Genomic DNA, 24,453 nt, shown 5'->3' with positions numbered 1-24,453 from the left:
TAAACCGCAGCGACCGCTTTCCGAACCGGGTAGCCCTTGCATCCGGTTTCGTCGAATCCGCCCTTTGGAGAGATTCGCGCGCAGCTGGCGGCGGTGGGTACGCCGATCGGCCCTTATGACGTCTTGATTGCGGGGCAGGCGAGGGCGCGTAATCTGATTCTCGTGACGCACAATATCCGGGAGTTCGCCCGCGTCGCGCAACTGACGGTCGAGGATTGGCATACCGGTCACTGACTCGCACGCTGTCTCCGACCGGGAATCCCGTATATTTAGCAATCTCTCGGCTATCCATCAGAGCGATGGCAATGCGCTGGGCGCTCCGGGCTGTGCATGAGGAGCGGGTTCATTCATCAGGTCCAGTTGCGCCTTGGCAGATGCCCCTCAACAAAGGGCAGGCCACGCGGCGGCTATTTAAACATAACGTCCGTACACCGAAAAATTGCCAGCGCGCTGGGGGTTATGTTTGATGGCGAGCGAGGGGGCAGAGCTCTGATGTGGGACTTATCGCGCTCGCCGAGACAGTCTACGAACGCACAACGGAAGAAGGCTGGGAAATCAGCGTGATCTTTGACGAAGCCTGCTCCAACCTTGTCAAACTCAGCAACCACGCAGGTGTCGAGCCTGCAGTATTCGCCACGAAAGTGGTCGCGGCCCTCAACGCCAATCAATATGGAGAATATCGTGCGCTGATGCAGGCGATTGCATTAGCTGAGATGTGGGCACCAGCCCCTACGTCTCGCAACTCAAGGCGTTGCCCAAGAGCATGCTCTGAATCTTCCCTGATGCTATGTCTCTATTGAAGCGGGGCAGGCGTACTTCCGTCTGTACCCGACCCCTTAGCCGTTCGATTGTGCCTGTCAGAGTGTCAATGTGTCGGCCTGCAAGTCGTGCAAGCGTGGCATCTGTCGTGACGCTGTACGGGCGAGGCTGAACGGCATCCAGGCGGCGTGTGGCTGGACCCGTGTGCTGCCTCAATTATCGAAAGGAGATCAAATGGCTGACAAGAGCATGATTGGACTGGCCTTGGCCAAGGGGGGCCATCGAGGTGGAGAAGGGCGTCTGCGCTTCTTTGCCAAAGCAACCGGCGAAGCGAGCCCGGAAGTGAACGTTGGCGACAAACCGCCCCCGCGGGCGCTGCCGGCGATCAACCGCACCGCGTTGGCCCTCTACGCCGGCACGTCCGGCGACCACAATCCCATCCATATCGACATCGACTTCGCTCGCAAAGCACGCATGCCGGACGTGTTCGCTCACGGCATGCTGTCGGCGGCCTACCTCGGCCGCCTGCTGACGGGCTGGGTCCCGCAGACCGCACTGCGCAACGTGGCCATTCGCTTTACCGGCATTACGCACCTCGGCAACCAGCCGACCTGCGGTGAAATCGTCGAGAAGTTCGAGGCTAATGGTGAAAAGCGCGTCAAAGTCGCGATCAAGGGCACCAACCAGTACGGCGAAGACAAGCTGCTGGGCGAGGCCACCGTGGCGATGAGCTGATTTTTCCAACAACTATCTATCGCAAAGGAAGAGACAACATGAGCAAACTCGCAGGCAAGTCCGCTATCGTTACCGGTTCAGCCGGCAGCGTTGGATAGGCGGTTTCGTGGATCGGCTGCATCCTCAGCGCCGCACCACGTCCAGATTGATGCGCCAGAGGTACCGAATCCCGTCATCGTCGCAGATTGTCCAGTCGACTTTCGCGAACACAGTGAATATGAGTTCCGCGATTGGATCGAGTCGCTGCGCGAGGGTCCTATTGTGCTGGAAGACTTACGCGATGAGGTCGACAGGTGGCTGACTTGGCTGGATCGTCGCTTTGATCGTCAGATCGTCAATGATCGGTTGCGACACCTCGAGGGGTAGACTGGTCGCCGCAGCCTCCACGGGAGGAGGGCGGCCATGCGTATCACCTTGCAACTTGTAGTGCAGAACGAGGGAGGGGTACCAGCCACCGTCACCGAAATAGCCCAGTTCCAGAGAGACGGCCTTGATGTGGGCTCGCTGGGCCTGCTCTTGAGGAGGCGAAATCATTGCTGGGTCGGCTGCAGCGGACGATGGTTCTGGTGGTGAAGCTCGCAAACCGCATGCGGATCCATGGTGGACGCAACGCAAGCGTAGCCGGCCCTGTGTAGCACTTGCTCCAGCAACAGGACATTGGCCTCCAGATCGTCGACGACCAAGATGCTTGCTTCAAGAATGTCGGATGAACTGATCATATAGCGCGTCATGCATCATTCACTCTGAGCAGTTCCACTTTTTATCTGTTCCAACGCCGCGCTCAGCGCCTCCATGAACTCATTGAGCTTGATCGGCTTGGTAAGGTAGCGGAAGAATCCTGCTCGAATGCCCTTTTCGATGTCGCGTGGCATCGCATTGGCACTGAGGGCAATGACTGGAATGTGCGCCGTCTTCGGGTCTTCGCGCAGGAGTCCCAGCGCTTCGATGCCGTTGATATCGGGCAGATGGATATCCATCACAATCACTTCCGGCAGCGAAGTGCGCGCAACTTCGACGCCGAGCGTGCCGGTCACCGCGGTCAGCAAGCGCATATCGGCCCTACGCGCGATGAGTTGCTCCACCAGATTCAAGTTGGCGGGGTTGTCCTCGACATACAGCAGTGTGTGCACCGATGGGCCGTTCTCTGATTGCGCTTTCGCCGGTACCGCTAGCTCGACGCTCTCGTCCGTCAATTCCGGAGGGCGTGAAGCGGGTAGTTCGACCCGGAATACGGTGCCCACGCCCTCCGTGCTTTGGGCACTGATACTTCCTTCCATCAGTTCCACCAGGCGCTTGGCCACCACGAGGCCGATGCCCGTGCCTTCCTCGGGGCCGGCTTCTTGTCCCAGGCGGTTGAACGGCTGGAAGAGTTGCGCTAACCGTTCCGGTGCCAATCCCGTGCCGGTGTCGCGCACGCTGATGCGAATGCAGTCCCCCGTGGTCACGCCCACCTCGACTGTTCCATTGTCTCGGTTGTACTTGATGGCGTTGGAGAGAAGATTGAGCAAGATCTGCTTCAGGCGGGTGCGATCAGCACGGACAAAGCATGGCATATCGAATAAGGGGAAGCGCATGCGAATGCCTCGCTTCAGTGCCTGCTGTTCGATCATGGCTTGGCATTCGCGCAAGGCTTCGGCCAGGGAAACCGGCTCCGGCGACAAAGACGCCTGCCCGGCCTCGATCTTCGCGAGATCAAGGACCTCATTGATCAACTCCAGCAGATGCCAGCCCGCTTTCAGAATCTGGTCGATACTGCCCTGCTGCGTGGAAGTCGGCGGCGGCGAATCCGAGGCCATCAACTGCGCGAAGCCAAGGATCGCATTCAACGGGCTCCGCAACTCATGGCTCATGCTGGAAAGGAAATCCGATTTTGCACGGTTAGCGCTCTCGGCCGCCGTCTGCGCCCGTTTTTGGTCCTCGATATCTGTGCAGGTCGCAAACCACTTCACGGCCTGTCCATCGGGGTCTTTAAAGGGTGCTCCGCGGGCAAGGTGGTATCGATAGGCACCATCGGAGGCCCTTCTCAAGCGAAATTCAATTTCATATTCGCATCCGCTTGCGATGGAACTCCTCCAGTTGTCGCTTGTGCCTTGTAAATCATCCGGATGTATAACCGTCTCCCAGGCACCGCTTTGTGTTTGCTCAAGCGTAAGTCCCGTATAGGTGGTCCAGCGCTGGTTGCAATAGTCGATCCACCCGTCAGGCTCCGCGGTCAGCACGATATGAGGGATACCGTCGGCCAGCAGCCTGAAGTGCTGTTCGCCTTCCCGAATGCCGGAGACTGAGGAAAATGGCTTAGCCGGTCGGTGCGTGGGTTGCTTACGCATGGTCTGCCACAAGGAGGGGAGACTGCCCAGGAGAGGATGAATTCAGATTGAACGAGGGACTCTTGAGGAGGATATGCTCTGCCGCGGCATGTACAGAGCAATTTTGCTGGCCGAACAGAGATGTCCTCAAACAGGCACATTCCACGACGTCTTTGACCAAACGGCAGGAAAGCACCATCGGCTGAACTGGCGCCATACGGGGGGCGACCTCGTCGTTTGGCCAAACTGGCCATGGTGCTGCGACCGGGCAAACCAGTCGCAGCCAGCCGGAGAGGTGGCGTGCTCCGAGGCTGCCGAGCAAGCCTTCGGATGCTCCAAAAAAAAGTGATTGATTCGCCTCGCGTCGGGTTGCGCCGTGCGGGGGTGCGACTGCCCACCCAGTGCCACTCGCGTCGAACGGCGGCCGAGCGGACACACCTTGAATCGCCTAAATAATTTGCGGAGCCATCAAGGCGGGGGGCAGGACGCTTACCACCTAGCAGCCGCGGGCTCGCACCTTAAGACACAGCCTGGTCGCTCGTGCCAGGAGGCGCCGATACACCAGTCAGGTCTCGACCGGCGAGCTGGATGCTGAAATAACCCCTCTTGGCAGGCGAAAGCCTTACACCTTCGGTGCGCACTTCAAAATTCCCCTGGCGGGCACCGTCCGTGAAGGGATTCCGCTTATCCCCAACCCGAGCGCCGTCGGTGTAGGGGTCACGCTTGTCCCCAACGCGTGCTCCGTCGGTGTACGGGTCGCGCTTTCCATGGTTTTGGATGTAGTCATGCGGATTGGCGCTCTTTCCACCGACGTGCACATCTCCAGCGTGGGAGAGGGGAGTGGTCAGCGCGCTGGCGGCAGCGAAGGCGACCGCGGCAAGGGTGCTTGCGATACGAGCATTCATGATGTTCTCCAATCTATATCGATGAAATCCGGCTTGGCTTGAGCCGAGGTTGTTCGGACCGCTCGCGAAACCGTGAATGCAGTCTGGTCGAAATACATGCCGCCACCAATTGGATGTCCGCATGTGTTTCGTAAACCTGGGGAGCGGTGTCTCTGTACCGAAGCTTCCAATGGCACCGCTTCATTCATCGATTCGGTCACTGCCATAGTCGTCAGGGATGCCGGCCTTGTACCACGGTCAAGAACACCTAAACCAAAGCGATAGGCCGTTCTATGCGCTCTTAGCCATGGGTGATGTCATTGCATGTAGATGGTTCCGTTGTGCATAGGGATGCACCATCGGCTCGGTATCTCGCGTCGTGGTCCCCGTCACGCGTTCCCTTCTCAATCCGGGTCGGGCGCCACCTCCTGAGAGCTTTACTCAGGCCGGACGTCGACGGAGATCCACCTTCTGGCGCTTGGATACTCCTGGCGAAGGTCCTTTGGCTTCGCGGCGCGGCTTCAGGTTCACGCTGCCGGCCTTCCACTCAACTAAGGTTCAGAGCGCCCAACCCTGTGCACATGCCGTCGGCCCATTAGTTGAAGACTGACTACGTTTCGCGTGTGGCAATCGGGCGCGTCGATGCCAGGAGGTAGAACTGATCGACCACGGCGCAATACAAGCCAACCGTAGCGCGGCGCATGCTTACTCCCGGGTTGTGAACACTTGCAGTCACACCCGAACGCAACCACTGAGGATTTCGCAATGACTACCAAGATCCAGACCGTACTACTCACAGGTAAGACTCATACGACAGCCAGCCGTCATGAAAACGCTCGCCGCGGTGATGAACGCATTGACATCCAGCTCTCGACGCCCGGCGGCGCAGGTAACGAGATCACGTTCACGGCGATTCATATGCATCCGACCGCTGAGCAGTTGTTCGCGGGCGCCTGGTCGGCCTGCTACACCGGCGCGCTCGGCCTCGTGGCCAAGGCGAAAAAGGTGGCGCTTCCCTCCGACCTTTCCGTTGACATCGAGGTCGATCTGGGCAAGACAGGCGACGCCTATTTCATTCAGGCCCGGTTCAACGTCAGCATGCCCGGCGTCGCACTCGACATCGCTGAAGCCATCGCGCACGCAGCGCACGAGGTCTGCCCATACTCGAAGGCAGTCCACGGCAACATCGACGTCGCGATGAATATCGTCGCAGCGTGATCGCGCGGCCGGTCCGCTTTGTCCATGATCGTCGGACCGGCCGTCGATCGCACCACCGCCGAGCTTTCCGTTCCCTCGCCAGCCAAGAAAACAAGACACGAGCAACCGATGTTTAGTGATGTAGCAGTCGGCGGGCGCCAACTGCGGCGAATCGGTCCAGCGCCCACCCGGCTCCGCCGCCCTGCATCGCCTTGCGACTGGCGCGATCGGGCAGCCGAGGTGCTAGGGAAGCCACTTGACTTGACATCCGCGCTCCTTCGCCTAACACGTTACTTATGCCTGTTCCAACGTCAGGCAGTCGTGCGCAAGCCACCGATCGTCGCAAGACCAGGACAGGCAGCGCGCTGGCGGGAAGAGAGTGCTGGAATGGTTTGGTCCACCCAGACGAGAAAATCCGCATCTGCCGTGGGGAACTTGATCGACCACTGCGGCATATCATGCGCCAACCTGCAAGGCGATGGAGCGCTTCCAATGGAACTTCGATCGCTAATGAAAGAGGCATCGAACTCGGATACCTGTGTTGTGGTCATCGACGATGACACGGAGTTTCGCCAATCCCTAGAACGGCTCTTGCGGTCAGCCGGACTGCATGTCCGAGCGTTTGCGTCGATAGCCGAGTTCGCGAAATCCGAGCCGCCCGATGGTCCTACCTGTCTAGTTCTGGATGTAAGAATGCCGGGGAGGAGCGGGCTGGAATTCCAGCGTGATCTTGCCGCGGCGGGCGCGGAGCTTCCGATCGTTTTCATCACCGGGCACGGCGACATCCCGATGACCGTGCAGGCGATGAAGGCGGGCGCCATTGACTTTCTGACGAAGCCGTTCCGGGATCAGGATTTGCTGGATGCCGTGAATGTGGGGCTCGCTCGAGATCGGGCGCGCCGCGAGAACGAAGAGTCCTTGAGCGCGCTCAGGGCACGGTTCGAAGAACTGACGCCGCGCGAACGCGCGATCCTCGTCCAAGTCGTACAGGGTCGGCTGAACAAGCAGATTGCCGGCGACATGGGCATCACCGAAACCACGGTGAAGGTTCATCGGAGCAACATGATGCGCAAGATCGAGGCGGCATCGCTCCCGGAACTCTGCCGAATGGCGGAGAAACTCAACCTGCTTCCAAAGAAAGCTGAGCACTCATAGCCGCCAGAACCTGGAGCCGACATGGCTCCAGGGGCGCATCCGCTCGCCTAAACCAAGGCTTAGAGATCCAGCCTCGCTGCGGCGGTACTCTTGGCAACAAAGCGATACTCGGTCGTGCCATGGGGTGCGTTATCGAGACCGCAAATGACGCACCGGAAACTGTCGTGCCCGAGCCATCCTTGATCTCCATCGTCGATGACGACCAGTCCTTTCGCGACTCCATGCGAAGACTGCTCAAGTCGCACGGCTACACCGTCGCGGTGTTTCCGTCCGCGGCCGAGTTCCTCACGTCCGCGCAACTTCCCGCTACTGCCTGCCTGGTCGCGGACGTCCACATGCCCGCCATGACGGGTGCCGAGCTTTACCAGCACCTTATCGCGACGGGGCGCAACATTCCTACGATCCTGATCACAGCCTATCCGGAAGATAATGTCCGGAAACGCATGTTGAGCTTGGGAGTCAGCAGCTACCTTCACAAGCCATTGGACGAGGCGATCCTGATCGCTTGCCTTCGTCGCGTCTTCGCGCGCGACAATATTTCTCAAGTGGCGCCATGAACGCGCCCGACGGCGACATGGCCGATGACTCTCCGGATATCCTGTGGGAGAACGCAGAGCGTGTGTTCTGCAGACTTAGGGGCGACGACGCTGAAGGTGACCGACACGCTTTCATGCCCCTGATCTCCGGCGCCAAGCATTCGACGCAAGAGCGGACCAGTCGTCTCGTCCACGAATACGAACTCAGGGACTACCTCGACGCCCGGTGGGCGTTGCGCCCGACAGAACTCGTGCGCGAGCCCGGACGGACAATGCTGATCGTCGATTTCTCAACAGGTGAGCCGCTGGACCGCTTGATCGGCCAGCCCATGGAAATCGGACGATTTCTGCGACTTGCGGTGGCGATGGTAGCCGCACTCGGCCAGCTTCACGGACGTGGGCTGATCCACAAGGACATTAAGCCTGCCAACTTGATTGTGGAATCGGCGACTGAGCGAGTCTGGCTCACCGGCTTCGGCATTGCATCTCGCCTCCCGCGCGAACGGCAGTCTCCTGAACCTCCGGAGTTCATCGCAGGAACGCTCGCCTATATGGCACCCGAGCAAACTGGGCGGGTGAACCGCTCCATCGACTCCCGGAGCGACCTGTACTCGCTCGGAGTCACTTTCTATCAAATGCTGACCGGCCGTCTTCCATTCACGGCATCTGACCCGATGGAGTGGGTGCACTGTCACATTGCGCGACAGCCGACAAGCCCCAGCGAGCAATTGTCCAGTATTCCGATCGCCGTCTCCTCCATCGCCATGAAGATGCTCGCCAAGACCGCCGAGGACCGATACCAGTCGGCGGCGGGTGTCGAGCGCGACCTCCGGCACTGCCTCTCAGAATGGAACGCGACCGGGGGCATCCACGATTTCACGCCCGGCCATCATGACGTTCCGGATCGCCTCATGATCCCCGAGAAGCTCTACGGTCGCGGATCTGAGGTCGACACGCTTCTCGCCGCGTTTGATCGCATCGTTGCCGGGGGCAGGTCCGAGTTAGTGCTCGTTTCCGGATACTCGGGCATCGGCAAATCCGCCGTCGTCAACGAACTCCAGAAGCCGCTTGTTTTCCCGCGCGGGCTGTTCGCGGCAGGAAAGTTCGACCAGTACAAGCGCGACATTCCGTATGCCACGCTGGCCCAGGCCTTCCAGGGACTGATCCGCCCGCTCCTGAGCAAGAACGAGGAAGACTTGTGCAAATGGCGCGACGCGCTTTGCGAGGCACTGGATCCGAACGGACTGCTCATGATCGAGCTCGTCCCCGAGTTGAAGCACATCATCGGGGAACAGCCCTCTGTGCCTGAACTTCCTCCGCAGGACGCGCAAGGGCGCTTCCAGCTGGTAGTCCGGCGCTTCATCGGGGTTTTCGCGCGACCCGAGCATCCGCTCGCCCTGTTTCTCGACGATCTGCAATGGCTGGACGCGGCCACGCTCGAACTACTCGAGGACCTGTTGACGCGCTCCGATCTGAAGCACCTTCTGCTGATCGGCGCTTATCGGGACAACGAGATCTGCGCGACCCATCCCCTGGTGCGCAAGCTGGGCGCCATGCGCCAAGCCGGGGCCGTGCTGCAGGAAATCGTCCTCGCCCCACTGGCTCGCGACGACCTGGCGCAATTGCTGGCAGACTGCCTTCGCTGCGATCCGGAGCGCGTCGGCCCGTTGGCGCAATTGATTCACGAGAAGACGACCGGCAATCCATTCTTCGCGATCCAGTTCATCTCCACGCTGGCAGACGAGGGCTTGCTCGCCTTTGACTACGGTGAAGGGCGATGGTCGTGGGATCTGGACCGCATCCATGCCAAGGGCTACACCGACAACGTCGTGGAGCTGATGGTCGATAAGATGAACCGCCTGCCAATGGCTACGCAGAAGACACTGCAGCAGTTTGCTTGCCTGGGAAACAGCGCCGGGTTCGACGTCCTGCGGTTGGTCTGTCAGGTATCGGTCGAAGCATTGCACGGCCACCTGTGGGAGGCGGTTCGCGCTGGCTTGGTCTTTCGCTCGAGCGCCAGCTACCGCTTTCTCCACGATCGCGTGCAGGAGGCGGCCTATTCATTGATCCCTCAGGAACTGCGCCCCGCGACACATCTTCGTCTTGGCATGCTCCTGGCCGAGCACACGCCCGCGGAGAAGCGGGAGGCGGCCATATTCGAAATCGTCAATCAACTAAACCACGGCTCCGATCTCATCACCTCGGTCGAGGAGCGGGAGAACGTTGCTGGCCTTAATCTGATCGCTGGACGGCACGCAAAGATCTCGACTGCCTACGTCTCGGCGCTCAAATACCTCAGGGCGGCCAGGGTCCTCCTTGCAGAAGAGACCTGGGAGCACAACTACACACTCATGTTCTCCATCGAGTGCCTGATGGCCGAGTGCGAACTGCTGACGGGAGATATGTCGACGGCCGAGAATCGACTATCGCGGTTAGCCGAACACGCCACGAATCGCCATGACTACTGCGTCGCGACACTGTTGCGGATCAGGCTTTACACCGCGCTGGACCAGAACGACAGCGGGCTCGACGTCTTTCTGGAGTGGCTCCGTCGCGACGGGATCGTATGGCGGAAACACCCGTCCCGCGAAGACGCGATACGCGAGTACGAACGTATCTGGATTCTCCTCGGCGGCCGGAAGATTGAAGAACTGGTTGCGCTGCCACTGATAACGGATCCCGATGTCCTCGACACCCTGGATGTTTTCACGGAAGCCGTCACGACATCGAACCTCTTCGACGCGAACCTGTCATCGCTTGTGGTCTGCCGCATGGTGACTCTGAGCCTCGAACACGGCAACTGCGATGCTTCGTGCTTCGCCTATGTCTGGATGGCGCTTGTCGCCGGACCGCGCTTTGACAACTTCCGCGACGGATTCCGGTTCGCCCAGCTGGGGTATGACCTGGTCGAGAAGCGCGGCCTGGTGCGCTATCAAGCGCGAACCTACCTGTGTGTGGGTGCTCTCGTCCTGCCCTGGACGAGACATCCTGCCAGCGGGCGCGAGTTGATACGGCGGGCATTCGATGCTGCCTGGCGACTCGGCGACCTCACCTTTGCCGGTTATAGCTGGAGCACGTCGGTCACAATTTGCCTGGCGGTAGGAGATCCTCTCGCAGATGTGCAAAAGAAGGCCGAAGACGGTCTTGCGTTTTCCAGGATGGCACGCGTGAGACTTGTCACTGCCGCCTGCAGCGCCCACCTTGGGCTAGTCCGGTCTCTCCGTGGGCTGACCGCGACTTTCGGGCGGTTGGATCACGAGGGCTATAGCGAATTGGAGACCGAACGCCATCTGGCCAGCAACCCCACTTTGGCGCTCGGCGAGTTCTACTATTGGTGCCGTAAATTGCAGGCACGCTTCCTTGCGGGAGACCACGCGTCGGCGGTTGATGCCGCGCAGAACGCGCAGCGGCTGCTCTGGTCATCGACCTTGAATTTTGAAAGTGCAGAATTGTGGCTATACGGCGCGCTTGCCCATGCCGCGGCCTGGGATCTTGCATCTTCCGGCCAGAAAGGGAAGCATTTTGATGCTCTGATAGCCCATTACAAGCACCTCGAGACGTGGGCCGAACATAACCCTGCCACCTTTGAGAACCGCGCAGCCATCGTTGGCGCCGAGATCGCACGGATCGAAGGCCGCACGCTGGACGCCCAGGAGCTCTATGAGAAGGCCGCACGGTCGGCCCGCACGCACGGCTTTGTCCACAACGAGGCTGTCGCCAACGAACTGGCGGGGCGCTTCTACGCGGCGCGCGGGTTTGGAAGGATTGCAGACACCTACCTGCGGGATGCCCGAAGCTGCTACCTGCGTTGGGGTGCTGACGGAAAGGTTCAACAGCTCGAACAGTTGTATCCGCATCTCTGGATGGACAAGCCGACTTCCGACCTCACCGGCACGATGCTTGCGGCCGTCGAGCACCTGGACCTTGCAACTGTTACCAAGGTCTCTGAAGCGGTGTCAGGCGAGATCGTCCTGGAGAAGCTGATCGACACGCTAGCGCGTACGGCCGTCGAGCATGCCGGCGCCGAACGGGGTGTGCTCATTCTCCCGAGAGGGAATGAGTATCGGGTAGAAACAGAAGTCACGACCAACAGAGACAAGGTGGAGGTCCATCTCCGGCAAGCGAGCGTCACCGCAGCAGATCTGCCGGAGTCCGTCTTCCGCTACGTCCTGCGGACCAGGGAAAGCGTTCTGCTGCATGACGCCTCGGGCGAAAACCCATTCTCCGCTGATGACTACATTCGCGCGCATCACGCGAGGTCGGTGCTCTGTCTGCCGATACTCAAGCAGACGAGACTGCTTGGCGTGCTGTACCTGGAAAACAACCTGACGAGCGGCGCCTTCACCCCAGCTAGAATGGCAGTTCTCAAGCTGCTGGCATCGGAGGCCGCCATCTCGATGGAGAACGCGCGTCTCTACCGCGACCTTGCCGAACGTGAGGGCAGGATCCGGCGTCTCGTGGATGCCAACATCATCGGGATCTTTTTCTGGGATCTAAGCGGCAGAATTCTCGAGGCGAACAGCGCCTTTCGTCTCATGTTGGGATACGAAAGTGATGATCTCTCGTCGGGGCGTGTTCGCCTACCAGATCTGACACCGCCGGAGTGGCGCGATCGTGACGATCAAACATTTGTTCACGAACTAAAGGCGACTGGTCGAGTGCAGCCTCATGAGAAGGAATTCCTCCGGAACGACGGTAGCCGCGTACCTGTTCTGATCGGCGCGGCAACTTTTGAAGAGGATGCCTACCATGGTGTCGCATTCGTGCTTGACCTGACTGATCGCAAGCGCGCTGCGGAGGCGATGCGCGAGGTGCAGGCGGAGTTGGCGCACGCGAACCGCCTGGCCACCATGGGACAGCTCGCGGCGTCCATCGCGCACGAAGTCAATCAGCCGATTGGTGCGGCACGCAACAACGCTAACGCAGCATTGCGGTTTCTTGAACGCGATCCGCCAGATCTGGCCGAAGTTAGTGAGGCGCTCAAGTGTGTGGTAAGCGATACCTACCGGGCTGGCGACATCATTGGCCGGATCCGCGATCAGGTCAGGAAAGTACCTCCCCGTGAGGAGAGCGTCGACCTGAACGATGCCATTGGCAACGTGATCGCACTCGTGCGAGGCGAGCTGTCAAAGCATTGCGTGACGGTCCACAAGCAACTCGCGGAAGGACTGCCACCTGTTCGCGGCGATCGGGTTCAACTGCAGCAGGTGATGCTGAATCTGATCCTCAACGCGATGGAGGCCATGGTCGGCGCCAACGCAGAAGAGCGGACATTGGTAATCAGCACCGAATCGAGTCCGTCGCTGGGCTTGCTCGTCACGGTCGCGGATACGGGCCCCGGCATCGCACCGGAGGATCGCGAGCGGGTCTTTGCATCCTTCTATACAACAAAGGCTAGCGGCGTGGGAATCGGCCTTGCGATCTGCCGCTCGATCATCGACGCCCACGGCGGAAAGCTGTGGGCGGACGCCCATCGGCCTCGCGGCGCGGCTTTCAGTTTCACACTCCCATGCCTTCAATGAACCAAGGTTCGGAGCGCCAAACCATGTTCAAAGGCTCTCGGCCCGCTGGTTGACGGCTGCCTGCATTTCGCGCGCGGAAATCATGCGCGTCGATACCAGGAGGTCAAACGGGTCGACCACAGCGCAATACAAGCCAACCGCCGAGCGTCGCATGCTCTCTCCCGGGTTGTGAACATATGCGTTCACATCCGAACGAAACCACTGGTTGCCCGGGAGTTCGTCATGCAACAGACGCCATCGGAGAACGCAGTCGAGGGTTTTCCGCTCGGCGCGCACATTGTGACGCCTCGCCGCTGGTACACGCATCACGGCATCTACGTCGGAGCAGGGCAGGTCGTTCATTACCAGGGCCTGTCTTCGTCGCTGCACCGCGGTTCGGTCGCGAAAGTCAGCCTCGCCGAGTTCAGCCATGGACATCCGGTGCGCTTGCACGGAAAGGCAGGCGCGGCGTATTCCGGCATCGAAGTCGTAGAACGTGCCTGCTCTCGCTTGGGCGAAGACACCTACGACGTACTTCGCAACAATTGCGAGCATTTCTGCTCATGGTGTCAAACCGGAGCCGCCAGCAGCCCCCAAGTGGAGCGCCTGTTGTTGCGTTCGCGCGCCGTGGCGTTTGCCGCTCAAGCCTTGGCTAGCCTTGTCACCGGTTGGATTGCCGCCGGCGATGGGCTGTATCTCTTCAGCTGACTCACCTTGACCGGGAACGGACATGAATCGATGTCCGTTCCCAGGCTGATCGAGTACCTAGCCGAGACTTTCGGGCCCAGCGCATGAGATGCGCATGCGGCTATCGGCTTCAGGGCACGGCTATCGGATTGCTAGGCATGCTCTGAACAAAGGTTCAGTTCACCCAACCATGTGCACGGACTGTTGGCCCACTGGTTGAAGGCGACCTGCACTTTGCGATGCGGCAGCCGTGCACGTCGATACCAAGAAGTCAAACCGATCGACGACGGCGCAATACAAGCCAACCACAGTTCCCGGCATTCTCACTCCCGGGTTGTGAACATTTGCAGTCACACCCGAACGCAACCCCGGTTGCCAAGGAGTTCGCCATGCAACAGACGCCCGATTTCGGCCGCCGTCTCTTTTGCCGAGCTGCAGCGGCAACCGCTGCAAGCACCCTAGGTCTTCTCAATTTTTCAGAAAGGTCTCACGCCATGACTCAAGTTGCACAACAGATGGGTACCGACGGAATTGCCATCCGTTCGTTTCACGTGAATTTTCCGGAGTCGGATCTCACCGAATTGCGCCGGCGCATCAACGCGACAAGGTGGCCCGAGCGGGAAACGGTCGCGGACGACTCGCAAGGCGTTCAGCTCGCCACGATTCAAGCACTCGCACGCTACTGGGGGAAGGACTATGACTGGCGCAAGGTCGAGGCGAGGCTGAACGCTGTGCCGCAGTTCTTGACCGAGATCGACGGACTGGACATTCACTTCATCCACGTCCGTTCCAAGCACGAGAACGCATTGCCGCTCATCGTCACGCACGGATGGCCCGGATCGATCATCGAGCAGATGAAGATCATCGACCCTCTGACCAATCCCACCGCGCATGGCGGCAGTGCCTCGGATGCCTTCCATCTGGTGATTCCATCGCTGCCCGGCTACGGCTTCTCGGGCAAGCCGACTGCGACGGGCTGGGATCCCCAACACATCGCGCGCGCGTGGGTCGTGCTCATGAAGCGCCTCGGCTACACGAAATTCGTGGCCCAAGGCGGCGATTGGGGCGCGATCATCACCGAGCAGATGGGCGTGCAGGCTGCCCCGGAATTGCTTGGCATTCATACCAACATGCCAAACGCCATTCCAGTCGACATTGACAAGGCGGCGAGTTCAGGCGCGCCGGCGCCATCCGAGCTCTCGCCCGACGAGAGGATCGCTTACGAGCGCCTGCAATTCGTCTACCAGAAGGGCATCGGCTACGGGTACCAGATGGGGTTGCGCCCTCAGACCTTGTACGCCCTGGCGGATTCGCCGGTCGGTCTGGCGGCGTACTTTCTCGACCACGACCAGCGCAGCTACAGGCTGATCGCTCGCGTCTTTGCCGGGCAAGCGGCCGGCCTTACACGGGACGACATCCTCGACAACATCACGCTTACCTGGTTGACGGGCACTGCGCTTTCTTCCGCCCGCCTCTACTGGGAGAGCAAGCTCGGCTTCTTCGGTGTCAAGGGCGTCACCATCCCCGTTGCCGTGAGCGTCTTCCCTGACGAACTCTACCCGACCCCCCGGAGTTGGGCTGAGCGGGCGTACCCCAAGCTCATCCACTACAACGAGGTCGACCAGGGCGGCCACTTTGCCGCCTGGGAACAGCCGAAGATCTTCTCGGAAGAGGTTCGCGCAGGCTTCAGGCAGCTGCGCACATAACGAGTCCGAGGGGGCTCCGTGGAAGGCGTATTTTTCTGCGGAGCCTCCGGAACTCGCATTGACGGGCAGTGAAGTACGGGTTGCGGGTGGGGGAGCCCAACGGCACAGGATGCACGATCAACTTGCCGCTCATTGCGAGCGCTCTTGCTCATCGGCGTAGCAACTGATCACCTTTCGCCAGGTGGTTGTGCATGCGCATTCAGAACATAGGAGATGGAGGACATGGAACCGTTTCGCGTCGATGTTCCCGATGTAGTGCTCAACGATTTGAAGACGCGCCTCAAGCTTACGCGCTGGGCCGACGACTTCGCAAACGAAGGCTGGCAGTATGGCACCAACACCGACTACCTCAAGGAACTGGTCTCCTACTGGATCGATGGCTATGACTGGCGAAAGCAGGAACGCGCGATCAATGCCTATCCGCAGTTTCGCACCGAGATTGACGGTGTGCCCATTCACTTCATCTACGTGCGCGGCAAGGGCCCCAATCCCAAGCCGCTGATCCTCTCGCACGGGTGGCCCTGGACATTCTGGGAATATCACAAAGTGATCGGCCCCCTCAGCGATCCCCGCGCACACGGCGGCAATCCCGCCGACGCATTCGACCTTGTGGTTCCGTCTTTACCTGGCTACGGATTCTCCACGCCGCTGCGCAAGCCCGGCGTCAATTTCTGGCGGACTTCCGGACTTTGGGTGCAACTCATGGAACAGCTGGGCTATCCGCGTTTTGCTGCGCACGGCGCCGATTGGGGCGCGCTTATCACGGCCGATCTGGGGCACCGGTATCCCGAGCGCGTGATGGGCGTCCACTTCCCGATGATGCTGCCGCTGGACCTATTCAGCGGTGGCATGCCGCCGCCCGAAGATTACGATGCCGACGAAGCGCCAATGGCAGCACGGCTACAGAACTTCTTTGCCACCGAGTCGGCCTATTCGGCGCTGCAAAGCACCAAGCCGCAGACCATCGCGGCAGCGCTCAACGATTCACCAGTGGGGCTGGCGTCATGGATACTTGAAAAACAACGCAGTTGGAGCGATTGCCACGGCGACGTCGAAACCCGCTTCGACAAGGACGATCTGCTGACCACGATCATGATCTACTGGGTCACGCAGAGCTATGGGACGTCTGCGCGCTACTACTACGAGGCTGCACATAATCCTTGGACGCCGGTGCACAACCGCATACCCGTGGTCGAGGCGCCCGTCGGCATTTCGGTGCTGCCAGAGGAAATATGCAGCGCCCCACGCCGATGGGTCCAGCGCTACTACAACCTCAAGCAGGTGACGTATCACGCCAGCGGCGGACACTTCGCAGCTTGGGAAGAGCCGGAGGCGATCATCACGGACCTCCGCGATTTCTTCCGCGCGCTGACCTGACGCCAGGCTTCGGTCTGATCAGGCTGGCAAGTACGGGTAGGCGTGTGGGGCTGCGCCGCTCCGCCAAATGGCCCTTTTTGGCATAACACCCGTAACCCGCGAAATTGCCTGGCGTCCTGTCATAATGCGGGTAGGGTCAGCTGTTACGGCGTGGCCTCGTAGTGGCCGCGCCGTAGGGCGCGATCCTCTTTGGCATGCTTATCAGGCCCAGTGTGGTGTTATGAAAGACGCCGTCCGGCCACGCTAGGGCAACATGCTGCCTGTGGGCAAGAATTGTCTGCGAGTGGCTCATGCCCTGGTTGGGGGATTTCTAAGTCATTGTTAAGTTGACCTTTCTGCAGCATACCGGCCGAGAATGCTCGAGCAGTGCGATGACCTCAACCCGTACTGAGAACTTCAGTCAACAGCTACCTTTAAAACCTCCGTCAGCCAATCGCTGAACGCCTGGAGTCGTCGTGACAGGTGTCGGCGATGCGGATAGACCAGCTGGACCGAGATCGATGGTGCTGGCCACGCTTGCAGCACCTCGACCAACTCGCCCGCCGCCAGGTGCTCCTTGACGTCGAAGGCCGGGATCTGGATTAACCCCAACCCCGCCAGGCAGGTGGCGATGTAGGTCTCCGCGTTGTTCACCACTACCACGCCATCCATCTGCAGGGTCCGCGATGACCCCTGCTCCATCCACTCCCAGGGTACGACGCGGCCGCTTGTGGGCGAAGCGTAGTTCACGGCTCGATGCCCGGGCAGATCGGCAGGCGACTGGGGCACGCCGTGCTTCGACAGATAGGCCGGGCTGGCGCAGTTGACGAGCTGCAGCTGGCCCAATGGCCGGGCCACCAGGCTGCTGGCGGACAGTTTCCCCACGCGCAGGGCGCAGTCGATGCCTTCGTGCACCAGGTCGATCATACGATCGCTGGAGCCCAGTTCCACCACCATGCCCGGATGGCGTTCGAAGAACGTCGGCAACGCCGGGGCCACCAGTCGGCGCGCTATGCGACTGGGCACGTCCACCCGCAGGCGCCCGGAAAGCGCCACGCCCTGCGGCCGGAACAGCTGCTCCAGTTCCTCGGCATCAGCCACCAGCGTGGCGGCGCGTTGCAGTAAAGCTTCGCCGTCCTGCGTCAGACTCACGCGCCGCGTCGTGCGATTGAGCAAGCGCGTGCCCAGGCGGGATTCCAGCTGCTGGATGGCCAGCGACACGGTAGGTCGCGGCAGTCCCATCTGGTCCGACGCAACGGTGAAGCCGCCGCTGTGTGCCACGCGCTGGAAGATGCGCAGCTGATCGATCAGGTCCATAGCTCTATTGGTAGAGAATCATGACTAGTCAATCTAATAAATTGGCGTTTATCAGTCAATTCATGACCAATAGAATCCTTCCATCATCCACCCTGACTGGAGTCCCCCATGTCCAAGCACACCATTGAAGGCAAAGTTGTCCTGATCGCCGGCGGCGCCAAGAACCTCGGCGGCCTGATCGCCCGTGACCTAGTTGCCCACGGCGCCAAGGCTGTGGCCATTCACTACAACAGCGCCGCCAGCAAGGCCGATGCAGAGGCCACGGTGGCTGCCCTCGAGAAGGCGGGTGCCCAGGCCGTCGCGCTGCAGGCCGACCTGACCACGGCCGGCGCCGTCGAGAAGTTGTTCGCAGATGCGGTAGCCGCCGTCGGCCGCCCCGACATCGCCATCAACACGGTGGGAAAGGTGCTGAAGAAGCCGATGGTCGAGATCAGCGAGTCCGAATATGACGAGATGAGCGCGGTCAACGCCAAGTCGGCCTTCTTTTTCCTGAAGGAAGCCGGCAGGCATGTCAACGACGGCGGCAAGATCTGCACGCTCGTCACTTCGCTGCTGGGCGCCTTTACGCCGTTCTACGCCTCCTATGCCGGTACCAAGGCGCCGGTCGAGCATTTCACCCGAGCGGCCTCCAAGGAGTTCGGCGAGCGCGGCATCTCAGTAACTGCCGTGGGCCCGGGCCCGATGGACACGCCGTTCTTCTACGGTCAGGAGAGTGCCGACGCGCAGGCCTATCACAAGACGGCCGCTGCGTTGTCTCCCTTTAGCAAGACCGGGCTCACCGACATCGAGGATGTGGTGCCCTTTATTCGCCATCTGGTGAGCGACGGCTGGTGGATCACCGGGCAGACTATCCTGATCAACGGCGGGTACACGACGAAGTAAGCCGGGGCGCCGTGCTGCCTCGTGCCTGGCGGCAGAGGCGGCCGGCGCTTGAGAACGAGCGAAAAAAGCTCGAAAGGAGTGCATATGCACGTAGCGTTGGTGATCGTCGGTGGGCTGACCCTGCTGGGCGTCTTTTTGCTCTTTGGCTGGCTCTGGGGCGCGAGCGCAGCGGGCATGGCCCTGGCGGCCAAGGTCTTCGCGCCGGTTTGGCTGGCAGTCGCTGCAGCCAATATGTGGGTCGGCGTGCAATACGCGGGCTACAGCGCGCGCGAAGAGTTCCCGATCCTGGTGCTGGTCTTCGCTGTGCCGGCCATTGCGGCTGGCATTGCGGTGTGGTGGCTGTCGCTCGGCTGATCGGGAGACGACCATGACCGTCAGGCACGAAGCCGATCGCCACCCTACGCTGCGGCGCCGCGACGGGCACCATGCCCGCGTGACCTTCGAGGAGCTTTTCTTCGATCTGGTCTACGTCTTTGCGGTCACGCAGCTCAGCCACGAACTGCTGCACCACCTGAGCCTCTTGGGTCTGGTGGAGACGCTGGTGCTCTGGTTCGCCGTCTGGCTGGGCTGGCAATATACCTGCTGGGTGACCAACTGGTTCGATCCGGAAACGCCGCGCATCCGGGGCCTGCTGTTTGCCACGATGCTGCTGGCGCTGCTGATGGCTTGCAGCATTCCGGACGCCTTCGGTGATCGCGGGCTCCTCTTCGCAGCCTGCTATGCCGCCATGCAGGTGGGACGCACCGCGTTCATCGTTGCAGAGCTGGGTCGGAGACATCCGCTGGCGCCGAACTACCGGCGCATGCTGGGGTGGTTGTGCATCGCCGCCATGTTCTGGGTCGCCAGTGGTTTGCTGGAACACGAGGCGCGCATCGCCTGCTGGGGCGTGGCCGTCGCCTGCGAGTACCTCTCGCCAATGATCGGCTTTGCGCTGCCCGGCATGGGTCGCTCGTCGACGAGCGACTGGACCATCGAGGGTGGCCATCTGGCCGAGCGCTGCCAGCTCTTCGTGATCGTCGCGCTCGGCGAGACGCTGCTGGCAAGCGGCGCCACACTGGCCGATGCGAAAGCCTGGGGCGGGGACATTCTTCTTGCGCTGGGTGCGACGTTCATCGGCACGCTGGGCATCCCGCTCTCGCATGTCGCCGGTGCGCTCGCCCTGCTGGCATTGATCCCAGTTGGATATGGGGCGAACTCGCTGGCCATGGGTTGGCTGACCACCGGGGTACTGCTGGCGGTAAGCTTGTGGGAAGCGCGCGCGCAGCGTCGGCCCGTTCTCGATCCACGCCATGGCGCTCACTGAGGCGAAGGGACGCTACCAGGGACAGGCCGAGGTGCTCGCGCGCACGGCGGTGCCTGCTATCCAGGAAGCCGAGGCCGTGGTGGACTTCTGGCGACGCTCCCGTGCGCACTGGTTCAGCAAGCGTCCGGACTTCGATCGTCACTTCCGCGAGCGCTTCCTCAAGCTGCATCTGGCGGCCGCGCGCCGCGAGTGCGACCACTGGACCCACCTCCCCGTGGGGGCGCTGGCGCTGCTGATCCTGCTGGACCAGTTCCCCCGCAATGCCTTCCGCGGAACCGCCCACATGTATGCAACCGATGCCCTGGCGCGACACTTTGCGCGCGTGGCCCTGGAACGGGATCAGATGGATAGGGTGGAGGTTCCCCTGCGCCTGTTCTTCTGCCTGCCCTTCGCACACTCAGAAGACCTGGCCGACCAGGACGTCTCGGTGTTGCTCAATGCGCGTCTGGGTCGCACAGCCCGATCGCATGCGGTGCGGCACCGCGATATCGTGCGGCGCTTTGGACGCTTCCCCCATCGCAACCCGCTGCTTCTCAGGCAGACGACACCAGCGGAGCAAGAATTCCTGGATGGCGGAGGGTTCGCCGGATAAGCGGCGACGTCAGCCGCGCGGACATGGCGGTTACGGGCCTAGACGCTGCGCGTTGCCTTGCCGGAGACGGCACGGCGGCTGTCGCCAAGGGGAAACGCGGCGAACATTGCCACGCATGTCGGGATTGCGGCCGCCGCCAGCAAGGTGGCGGCATCCCACCTGAGGCCGATCAGCTCCCCACCCACGATCGGTCCCACCACCGAGCCGAGGCGCCCGATCCCAAGCCCCCAGCCTACGCCGGTGGCCCTGATATGCGTCGGGTAGAGGGTTGCGGCCAGCGCGTTCAGTGCGGCCTGGGCACCCATGACGGCATATCCGGAAACTGCGATCGCTATCATCGCAAGGGGAAGGTAGGAGAGGGACATCCCCGTGGCGACGATGCCGGCAGTTGCGAGCAGGTAGACTGCCGACAGCACTCTGCCGTACCCAAATCGGTCAATCGCCCAGCCCAGGGAAAGGGTTCCGGCGATGCCACCTCCCCAAAGCGATGCGCCGGCGAGGATCGCCTGCGGGGCGGAGTGGCCGGCTTCCCTGAGCAGTATCGGCAGCCAGCTGGCCAGGAAGAACACGGCAAGCAGGTTGAGGAAGTAGATTGCCCACAGCAGCAAGGTGCTGCGCCGGTACTTGCGATGGAAGAGTTCGGCCAGCCGGCCGCCACGGACTTGCGGCGCTACGCCGGCCAGTTCCGCATCGGACTGGAGCGATAAGTCGGGATAAAGCTGTCGCACACCGTGCAACGTTTCCTGACGCCGCTCGGGCCGTAGCGCCATGAACTGAAGTGACTCGGGCATCCAGCGGGCCATGGCGACGCAAAGGACCAGCGACGCCACTCCCCCTGCGACGAAGACGGCGCGCCAACCGAAGCCGGGAAGTATGAGCGCGGCAATGAGCCCGCATAGCATAGCGCCGACCAGGTATCCGCAGGTGATCGTCATCATCAGCGTTGCGCGCAGCCGGGCAGGACTGTATTCACCGCCGAGCGAGACCGCGTTCGGCACGATGGCCCCCATCGCCAGTCCTGTCAGGAAGCGGATGATGATCAACTGTGCCGGCGAACCGGCATAGGGTGTGGCAAGCATGCCCACGGAAACGCCGAGCATCGAAGCGAGCAGTACGCTGCGCCGGCCATACCTGTCCGAGGCCAGTCCCGACAGTAAGGACCCGATCAGCATGCCGATGACTCCGGCAGAGAAGACCGGCGTCAAGGCGGTCTTCTGCAGGCCCCATTCTGCCAGCAGGGCGGGCGCGACGTAGCCCATGACCTGCACGTCATAGCCGTCCAGGATCATGCTTAAGGTGCACATCAGGATGATACGCACCTGATACCGGCCAAGCGGCCGCGTGTTGATCAGCTGTGTGAGGTCTATTGCTCCGTTGATTGCCATATGGTCTCCACCTTGTTCGTTTTTGGTTTTCTATGTCGTGTCTGGTCGCCAGGACGCCTGGTGGCCTGTTCTGTTCCCGGGGTGCCTCAGTCAAGTGAAATGCTGTACTTCGCTGAAAGCTGTTTCCAGAAGGGAATCTCTCTGGCGATGTTCGCCGCAAAGCGCTCCGGGCCACCGTCGACAGTGTCATAGCCTTGCTCCGCAAGGGCATTGCGCAGCTCCGGCTTCTGCAGGGCGGCGTGCGAGAGGGAAACCAGGCGCTTCAGGACGTCTTCAGGCAAACCGGCCGGTGCGACCAGCCCGAACCACACCCGAACGTCGATATCGCCTACGCCTTCCTCGCGCGTCGAAGGCACGCCGGGCATCAATGCGTTCCTGTCCTTTGCAGTCACTGCCAGCAGGCGGACGCGGCCGTCATTGATGTAGGGCTTCGTATTCGCCATGGTGCTGACGAATACCGGAACCTGCCCCCCTAGTGCGTCGATCATTGCCGGGGCACAACCCTTGTAGGGCACATGCACGAGGTTGACTTGCCATGCCGCGGCGAGCATGGCACCGGCAAAATGCTCGGGCGTCCCGTTGCCGCAGGACGAGTAGGACAGGGAGTCTTTCGCGGAGATCATCCTGGCCTTGAGCGCGGCCAGCGACGATACGTTAAGCGAGCTGGATACGCCGATCACCAGCGGCGATGAAGCGATCATTGTGATCGGCGCGATATCGCGTTTTGGATCAAAGGCCAGGCGCCGATACAGGGCGCTGTTCATGGTGAGATTGCTGGTGGTGATGCCGATGGTGTATCCATCGGGGCGCGCCTTTGCGATCGCATCCATGCCGATGTTTCCGGAAGCGCCCGCACGGTTCTCGACGACGAACGATTGTCCGGTGGCCAGCGAGAGCTGCTTGGCGAGAAGCCTGGCGATGGTGTCCGTACCACCGCCCGACGGAAACGGAACGATGAGGCGGACCGGCCTTTCGGGGAAGCCCGCGGCGGCGAACGCCGGCTGGCTCGTTGTGAAGCACAGGGCGGAGGCGAGCGCGATGACGCACGCCGGCGCGCCCGCGAGGCGTGATGATGTTGGCATAGACGGAAATATCGGAATGCTCGCCCGCGGCATCCAGAAGATGCGTGGCCCCAGCCGAGGCGGCGGGCGAGCGAAAATCAAGAAGAAGGACGGCGCGGAAGGGCCGTGTTCCGTAGACGTTGAACGGAAGAGCTAAACCTCCGCTACCAGGAAAAGGCAGCCGCCTCGCCTAGCGCAGGAACTGGATGCCGAAGCTTCCCGACTGTTCGACGATATGACCGACGTGCGGAGATTCGAAGTGGCCGGGAAACAGCAATGCCCCGGTTTCCGCACAGAAGGACAACAGCTCCTTGCGCGACTTCGCCGCGAGGGCCCTGTCGTCGCAGACACGGCTGCTCCATTGCCAGAAGGGGATCTGGATCGGCGTGTGCAGCATATCGCCGCAGAATACGCCGTTCTCTCCGCGCGACGACAGTTCAATGCGCACGTGGCCTGGGGAGTGCCCGGGTGCATGCCGGATCAGGAAGGTATCGTCGAGTGAATAGGTGTCATCGAACAGCACGGATTGCCCGGCTTCCACGATCGGGAGGACGCTGTCGTTGTACATCGGCGCGAACCACCCGGGCACGCCGCTGACGCCCGTCGTGATTGCACGGAGTACGTGGTCGTACTCGACTTGCGAGATGACGTAGCGCGCGTTAGGGAAGGTGGGCACCCAGGTGCCATTCACCAGCCGCGTGTTCCAGCCCACATGGTCGGCATGTAGGTGGCTGCACATGACATAGTCGATCTCTTCGGGGTGAATGCCGAGCGCGGCCATGCGCTGCAGGTAATTCGTCGACAGCTGATGCATCTCGGACAGGCCCGGGCGATGCTTGTGGTTGCCGATGCAGCTGTCGATGAGAACGGTATGCCTGGGCGTCCGGACGATCCAGCTATGTACCGGCATGGGGATCCGCCCGCTCTCGGGATCATAGTAAGTCGGGGCCAGCCAGTGCTCGTGCTCGCGAACCAGCTCGCGATTGAAATCGGGCAGCCACGTCTGCGCGGTTTCACCGAGCAGCGTCGTTTCGTATAAGCGGATGACTTCCACGTGACCGATCCCGACCGTGAACCGTTCGGCGCTTCGA

20 protein-coding genes and 2 pseudogenes are annotated in these 24,453 nt (G+C 61.3%); 15 read left to right on the top strand and 7 right to left on the bottom strand.

All coding sequences use genetic code 11. The features are described 5' to 3' along the window. Positions 1 to 66: 66 nt before the first annotated feature. The 4 genes and pseudogenes from J8I82_RS13865 to J8I82_RS38325 all read left to right on the top strand — a co-directional run. Positions 67 to 234: pseudogene (locus J8I82_RS13865) on the top strand (PIN domain-containing protein); the annotation flags it as partial. A 260-nt stretch (positions 235 to 494) separates the two neighbouring features. Continuing rightward, complete coding sequence (locus tag J8I82_RS13860) at positions 495 to 800, top strand: DUF6880 family protein (protein ID WP_209758272.1); 306 nt, start codon at positions 495 to 497, stop codon at positions 798 to 800. A gap of 193 nt (positions 801 to 993) precedes the next feature. Then, on the top strand, positions 994 to 1,494 hold the full coding sequence (locus J8I82_RS13855) for a MaoC family dehydratase (RefSeq protein WP_245179730.1): 501 nt from the start codon (positions 994 to 996) through the stop codon (positions 1,492 to 1,494). Positions 1,495 to 1,896: 402 nt separating this feature from the next. Further along, positions 1,897 to 2,057, top strand: a pseudogene (locus J8I82_RS38325) (ISKra4-like element ISBte1 family transposase); the annotation flags it as partial. Here the strand turns inward: J8I82_RS38325 and J8I82_RS13845 are convergent. The 3 genes from J8I82_RS13845 to J8I82_RS13835 form a co-directional block, all read right to left on the bottom strand. Continuing rightward, positions 2,025 to 2,225: a response regulator gene (locus tag J8I82_RS13845; protein WP_336620900.1), complete on the bottom strand. Its 201-nt coding sequence runs from the start codon at positions 2,223 to 2,225 to the stop codon at positions 2,025 to 2,027. The pseudogene J8I82_RS38325 and the gene J8I82_RS13845 sit on opposite strands and share 33 nt — an antisense overlap. Positions 2,226 to 2,228: 3 nt before the next feature. Beyond that, complete coding sequence (locus J8I82_RS13840) at positions 2,229 to 3,821, bottom strand: PAS domain-containing hybrid sensor histidine kinase/response regulator (protein WP_209758268.1); 1,593 nt, start codon at positions 3,819 to 3,821, stop codon at positions 2,229 to 2,231. Between the two features lie 497 nt (positions 3,822 to 4,318). Further along, complete coding sequence (locus J8I82_RS13835) at positions 4,319 to 4,705, bottom strand: hypothetical protein (RefSeq protein WP_209758266.1); 387 nt, start codon at positions 4,703 to 4,705, stop codon at positions 4,319 to 4,321. A 744-nt stretch (positions 4,706 to 5,449) separates the two neighbouring features. Here J8I82_RS13835 and J8I82_RS13830 point away from each other — a divergent pair. The 7 genes from J8I82_RS13830 (at position 5,450) to J8I82_RS13800 (ending at position 16,843) form a co-directional block, all read left to right on the top strand. Next, a complete protein-coding gene (locus J8I82_RS13830) occupies positions 5,450 to 5,902 on the top strand; it encodes an Ohr family peroxiredoxin (RefSeq protein WP_209758264.1) in 453 nt (150 codons plus the stop codon). A gap of 471 nt (positions 5,903 to 6,373) precedes the next feature. Further along, entirely contained in the window at positions 6,374 to 7,036 is a 663-nt protein-coding gene (locus J8I82_RS13825; RefSeq protein WP_245179728.1) for a response regulator transcription factor, read from the top strand. A 179-nt stretch (positions 7,037 to 7,215) separates the two neighbouring features. Further along, positions 7,216 to 7,593, top strand: a complete 378-nt coding sequence (locus tag J8I82_RS13820) for a response regulator transcription factor (protein ID WP_209758262.1) — start codon at positions 7,216 to 7,218, stop codon at positions 7,591 to 7,593. Then, positions 7,590 to 13,094: a trifunctional serine/threonine-protein kinase/ATP-binding protein/sensor histidine kinase gene (locus J8I82_RS13815; RefSeq protein ID WP_245179725.1), complete on the top strand. Its 5,505-nt coding sequence runs from the start codon at positions 7,590 to 7,592 to the stop codon at positions 13,092 to 13,094. Before J8I82_RS13820 ends, J8I82_RS13815 begins: the two co-directional genes overlap by 4 nt. Positions 13,095 to 13,316: 222 nt before the next feature. Continuing rightward, positions 13,317 to 13,781, top strand: coding sequence for a lecithin retinol acyltransferase family protein (locus tag J8I82_RS13810; protein WP_209758260.1), 465 nt, complete (start codon positions 13,317 to 13,319; stop codon positions 13,779 to 13,781). A 368-nt stretch (positions 13,782 to 14,149) separates the two neighbouring features. Beyond that, a complete protein-coding gene (locus tag J8I82_RS13805; protein WP_209758258.1) occupies positions 14,150 to 15,466 on the top strand; it encodes an epoxide hydrolase family protein in 1,317 nt (438 codons plus the stop codon). A gap of 222 nt (positions 15,467 to 15,688) precedes the next feature. After that, entirely contained in the window at positions 15,689 to 16,843 is a 1,155-nt protein-coding gene (locus J8I82_RS13800; RefSeq protein ID WP_209758256.1) for an epoxide hydrolase family protein, read from the top strand. Positions 16,844 to 17,239: 396 nt separating this feature from the next. Here J8I82_RS13800 and J8I82_RS13795 read toward each other — a convergent pair whose 3' ends face one another. Then, positions 17,240 to 18,139 carry a LysR family transcriptional regulator gene (locus J8I82_RS13795; protein ID WP_209758254.1) on the bottom strand — a complete coding sequence of 300 codons (900 nt, stop codon included), beginning with the start codon at positions 18,137 to 18,139 and terminating at the stop codon, positions 17,240 to 17,242. Between the two features lie 108 nt (positions 18,140 to 18,247). Between J8I82_RS13795 and J8I82_RS13790 the strand changes: the two genes are divergently transcribed. The 4 genes from J8I82_RS13790 (at position 18,248) to J8I82_RS13775 (ending at position 20,916) form a co-directional block, all read left to right on the top strand. Further along, entirely contained in the window at positions 18,248 to 19,021 is a 774-nt protein-coding gene (locus J8I82_RS13790) for an SDR family oxidoreductase (protein ID WP_209758252.1), read from the top strand. Between the two features lie 84 nt (positions 19,022 to 19,105). Further along, the gene (locus J8I82_RS13785) at positions 19,106 to 19,375 is read left to right on the top strand and encodes a hypothetical protein (protein WP_209758251.1); all 270 of its coding nucleotides are present in this window, start codon (positions 19,106 to 19,108) and stop codon (positions 19,373 to 19,375) included. A gap of 13 nt (positions 19,376 to 19,388) precedes the next feature. Next, positions 19,389 to 20,324 (top strand): low temperature requirement protein A, encoded by a 936-nt coding sequence (locus tag J8I82_RS13780; RefSeq protein ID WP_209758249.1) that lies wholly within the window; start codon positions 19,389 to 19,391, stop codon positions 20,322 to 20,324. Next, entirely contained in the window at positions 20,311 to 20,916 is a 606-nt protein-coding gene (locus J8I82_RS13775; protein ID WP_209758247.1) for a DUF924 family protein, read from the top strand. Before J8I82_RS13780 ends, J8I82_RS13775 begins: the two co-directional genes overlap by 14 nt. 38 nt (positions 20,917 to 20,954) lie before the next feature. Here J8I82_RS13775 and J8I82_RS13770 read toward each other — a convergent pair whose 3' ends face one another. From J8I82_RS13770 to J8I82_RS13760, 3 genes are all read right to left on the bottom strand, one after another. Then, a complete protein-coding gene (locus J8I82_RS13770) occupies positions 20,955 to 22,301 on the bottom strand; it encodes an MFS transporter (protein ID WP_209758245.1) in 1,347 nt (448 codons plus the stop codon). Between the two features lie 86 nt (positions 22,302 to 22,387). Then, positions 22,388 to 23,383, bottom strand: a complete 996-nt coding sequence (locus J8I82_RS13765) for a Bug family tripartite tricarboxylate transporter substrate binding protein (RefSeq protein WP_245179723.1) — start codon at positions 23,381 to 23,383, stop codon at positions 22,388 to 22,390. 169 nt (positions 23,384 to 23,552) lie between these two features. Continuing rightward, positions 23,553 to 24,416, bottom strand: coding sequence for an MBL fold metallo-hydrolase (locus J8I82_RS13760; protein ID WP_284183068.1), 864 nt, complete (start codon positions 24,414 to 24,416; stop codon positions 23,553 to 23,555). Positions 24,417 to 24,453: the final 37 nt, after the last annotated feature.

The sequence above is a fragment of the Cupriavidus consociatus genome, assembly GCF_017814975.1.
Lineage (GTDB): Bacteria > Pseudomonadota > Gammaproteobacteria > Burkholderiales > Burkholderiaceae > Cupriavidus > Cupriavidus consociatus.
This window is presented reverse-complemented; position numbering and strand designations above follow the sequence as displayed.

What these genes read in the sequence shown, in the direction of transcription:
- J8I82_RS13855 (WP_245179730.1), top strand. Translation starts at nt 994, where the DNA reads ATGGCTGACAAGAGCATGATTGGACTGGCCTTGGCCAAGGGGGGCCAT.
- J8I82_RS13800 (WP_209758256.1), top strand. Translation starts at nt 15,689, where the DNA reads ATGGAACCGTTTCGCGTCGATGTTCCCGATGTAGTGCTCAACGATTTG.
- J8I82_RS13790 (WP_209758252.1), top strand. Translation starts at nt 18,248, where the DNA reads ATGTCCAAGCACACCATTGAAGGCAAAGTTGTCCTGATCGCCGGCGGC.
- J8I82_RS13780 (WP_209758249.1), top strand. Translation starts at nt 19,389, where the DNA reads ATGACCGTCAGGCACGAAGCCGATCGCCACCCTACGCTGCGGCGCCGC.
- J8I82_RS13795 (WP_209758254.1), bottom strand. Translation starts at nt 18,139, where the DNA reads ATGGACCTGATCGATCAGCTGCGCATCTTCCAGCGCGTGGCACACAGC.
- J8I82_RS13840 (WP_209758268.1), bottom strand. Translation starts at nt 3,821, where the DNA reads ATGCGTAAGCAACCCACGCACCGACCGGCTAAGCCATTTTCCTCAGTC.
- J8I82_RS13805 (WP_209758258.1), top strand. Translation starts at nt 14,150, where the DNA reads ATGCAACAGACGCCCGATTTCGGCCGCCGTCTCTTTTGCCGAGCTGCA.
- J8I82_RS13765 (WP_245179723.1), bottom strand. Translation starts at nt 23,383, where the DNA reads ATGCCAACATCATCACGCCTCGCGGGCGCGCCGGCGTGCGTCATCGCG.
- J8I82_RS13845 (WP_336620900.1), bottom strand. Translation starts at nt 2,225, where the DNA reads ATGACGCGCTATATGATCAGTTCATCCGACATTCTTGAAGCAAGCATC.
- J8I82_RS13835 (WP_209758266.1), bottom strand. Translation starts at nt 4,705, where the DNA reads ATGAATGCTCGTATCGCAAGCACCCTTGCCGCGGTCGCCTTCGCTGCC.
- J8I82_RS13830 (WP_209758264.1), top strand. Translation starts at nt 5,450, where the DNA reads ATGACTACCAAGATCCAGACCGTACTACTCACAGGTAAGACTCATACG.
- J8I82_RS13825 (WP_245179728.1), top strand. Translation starts at nt 6,374, where the DNA reads ATGGAACTTCGATCGCTAATGAAAGAGGCATCGAACTCGGATACCTGT.
- J8I82_RS13810 (WP_209758260.1), top strand. Translation starts at nt 13,317, where the DNA reads ATGCAACAGACGCCATCGGAGAACGCAGTCGAGGGTTTTCCGCTCGGC.
- J8I82_RS13785 (WP_209758251.1), top strand. Translation starts at nt 19,106, where the DNA reads ATGCACGTAGCGTTGGTGATCGTCGGTGGGCTGACCCTGCTGGGCGTC.
- J8I82_RS13815 (WP_245179725.1), top strand. Translation starts at nt 7,590, where the DNA reads ATGAACGCGCCCGACGGCGACATGGCCGATGACTCTCCGGATATCCTG.
- J8I82_RS13775 (WP_209758247.1), top strand. Translation starts at nt 20,311, where the DNA reads ATGGCGCTCACTGAGGCGAAGGGACGCTACCAGGGACAGGCCGAGGTG.
- J8I82_RS13770 (WP_209758245.1), bottom strand. Translation starts at nt 22,301, where the DNA reads ATGGCAATCAACGGAGCAATAGACCTCACACAGCTGATCAACACGCGG.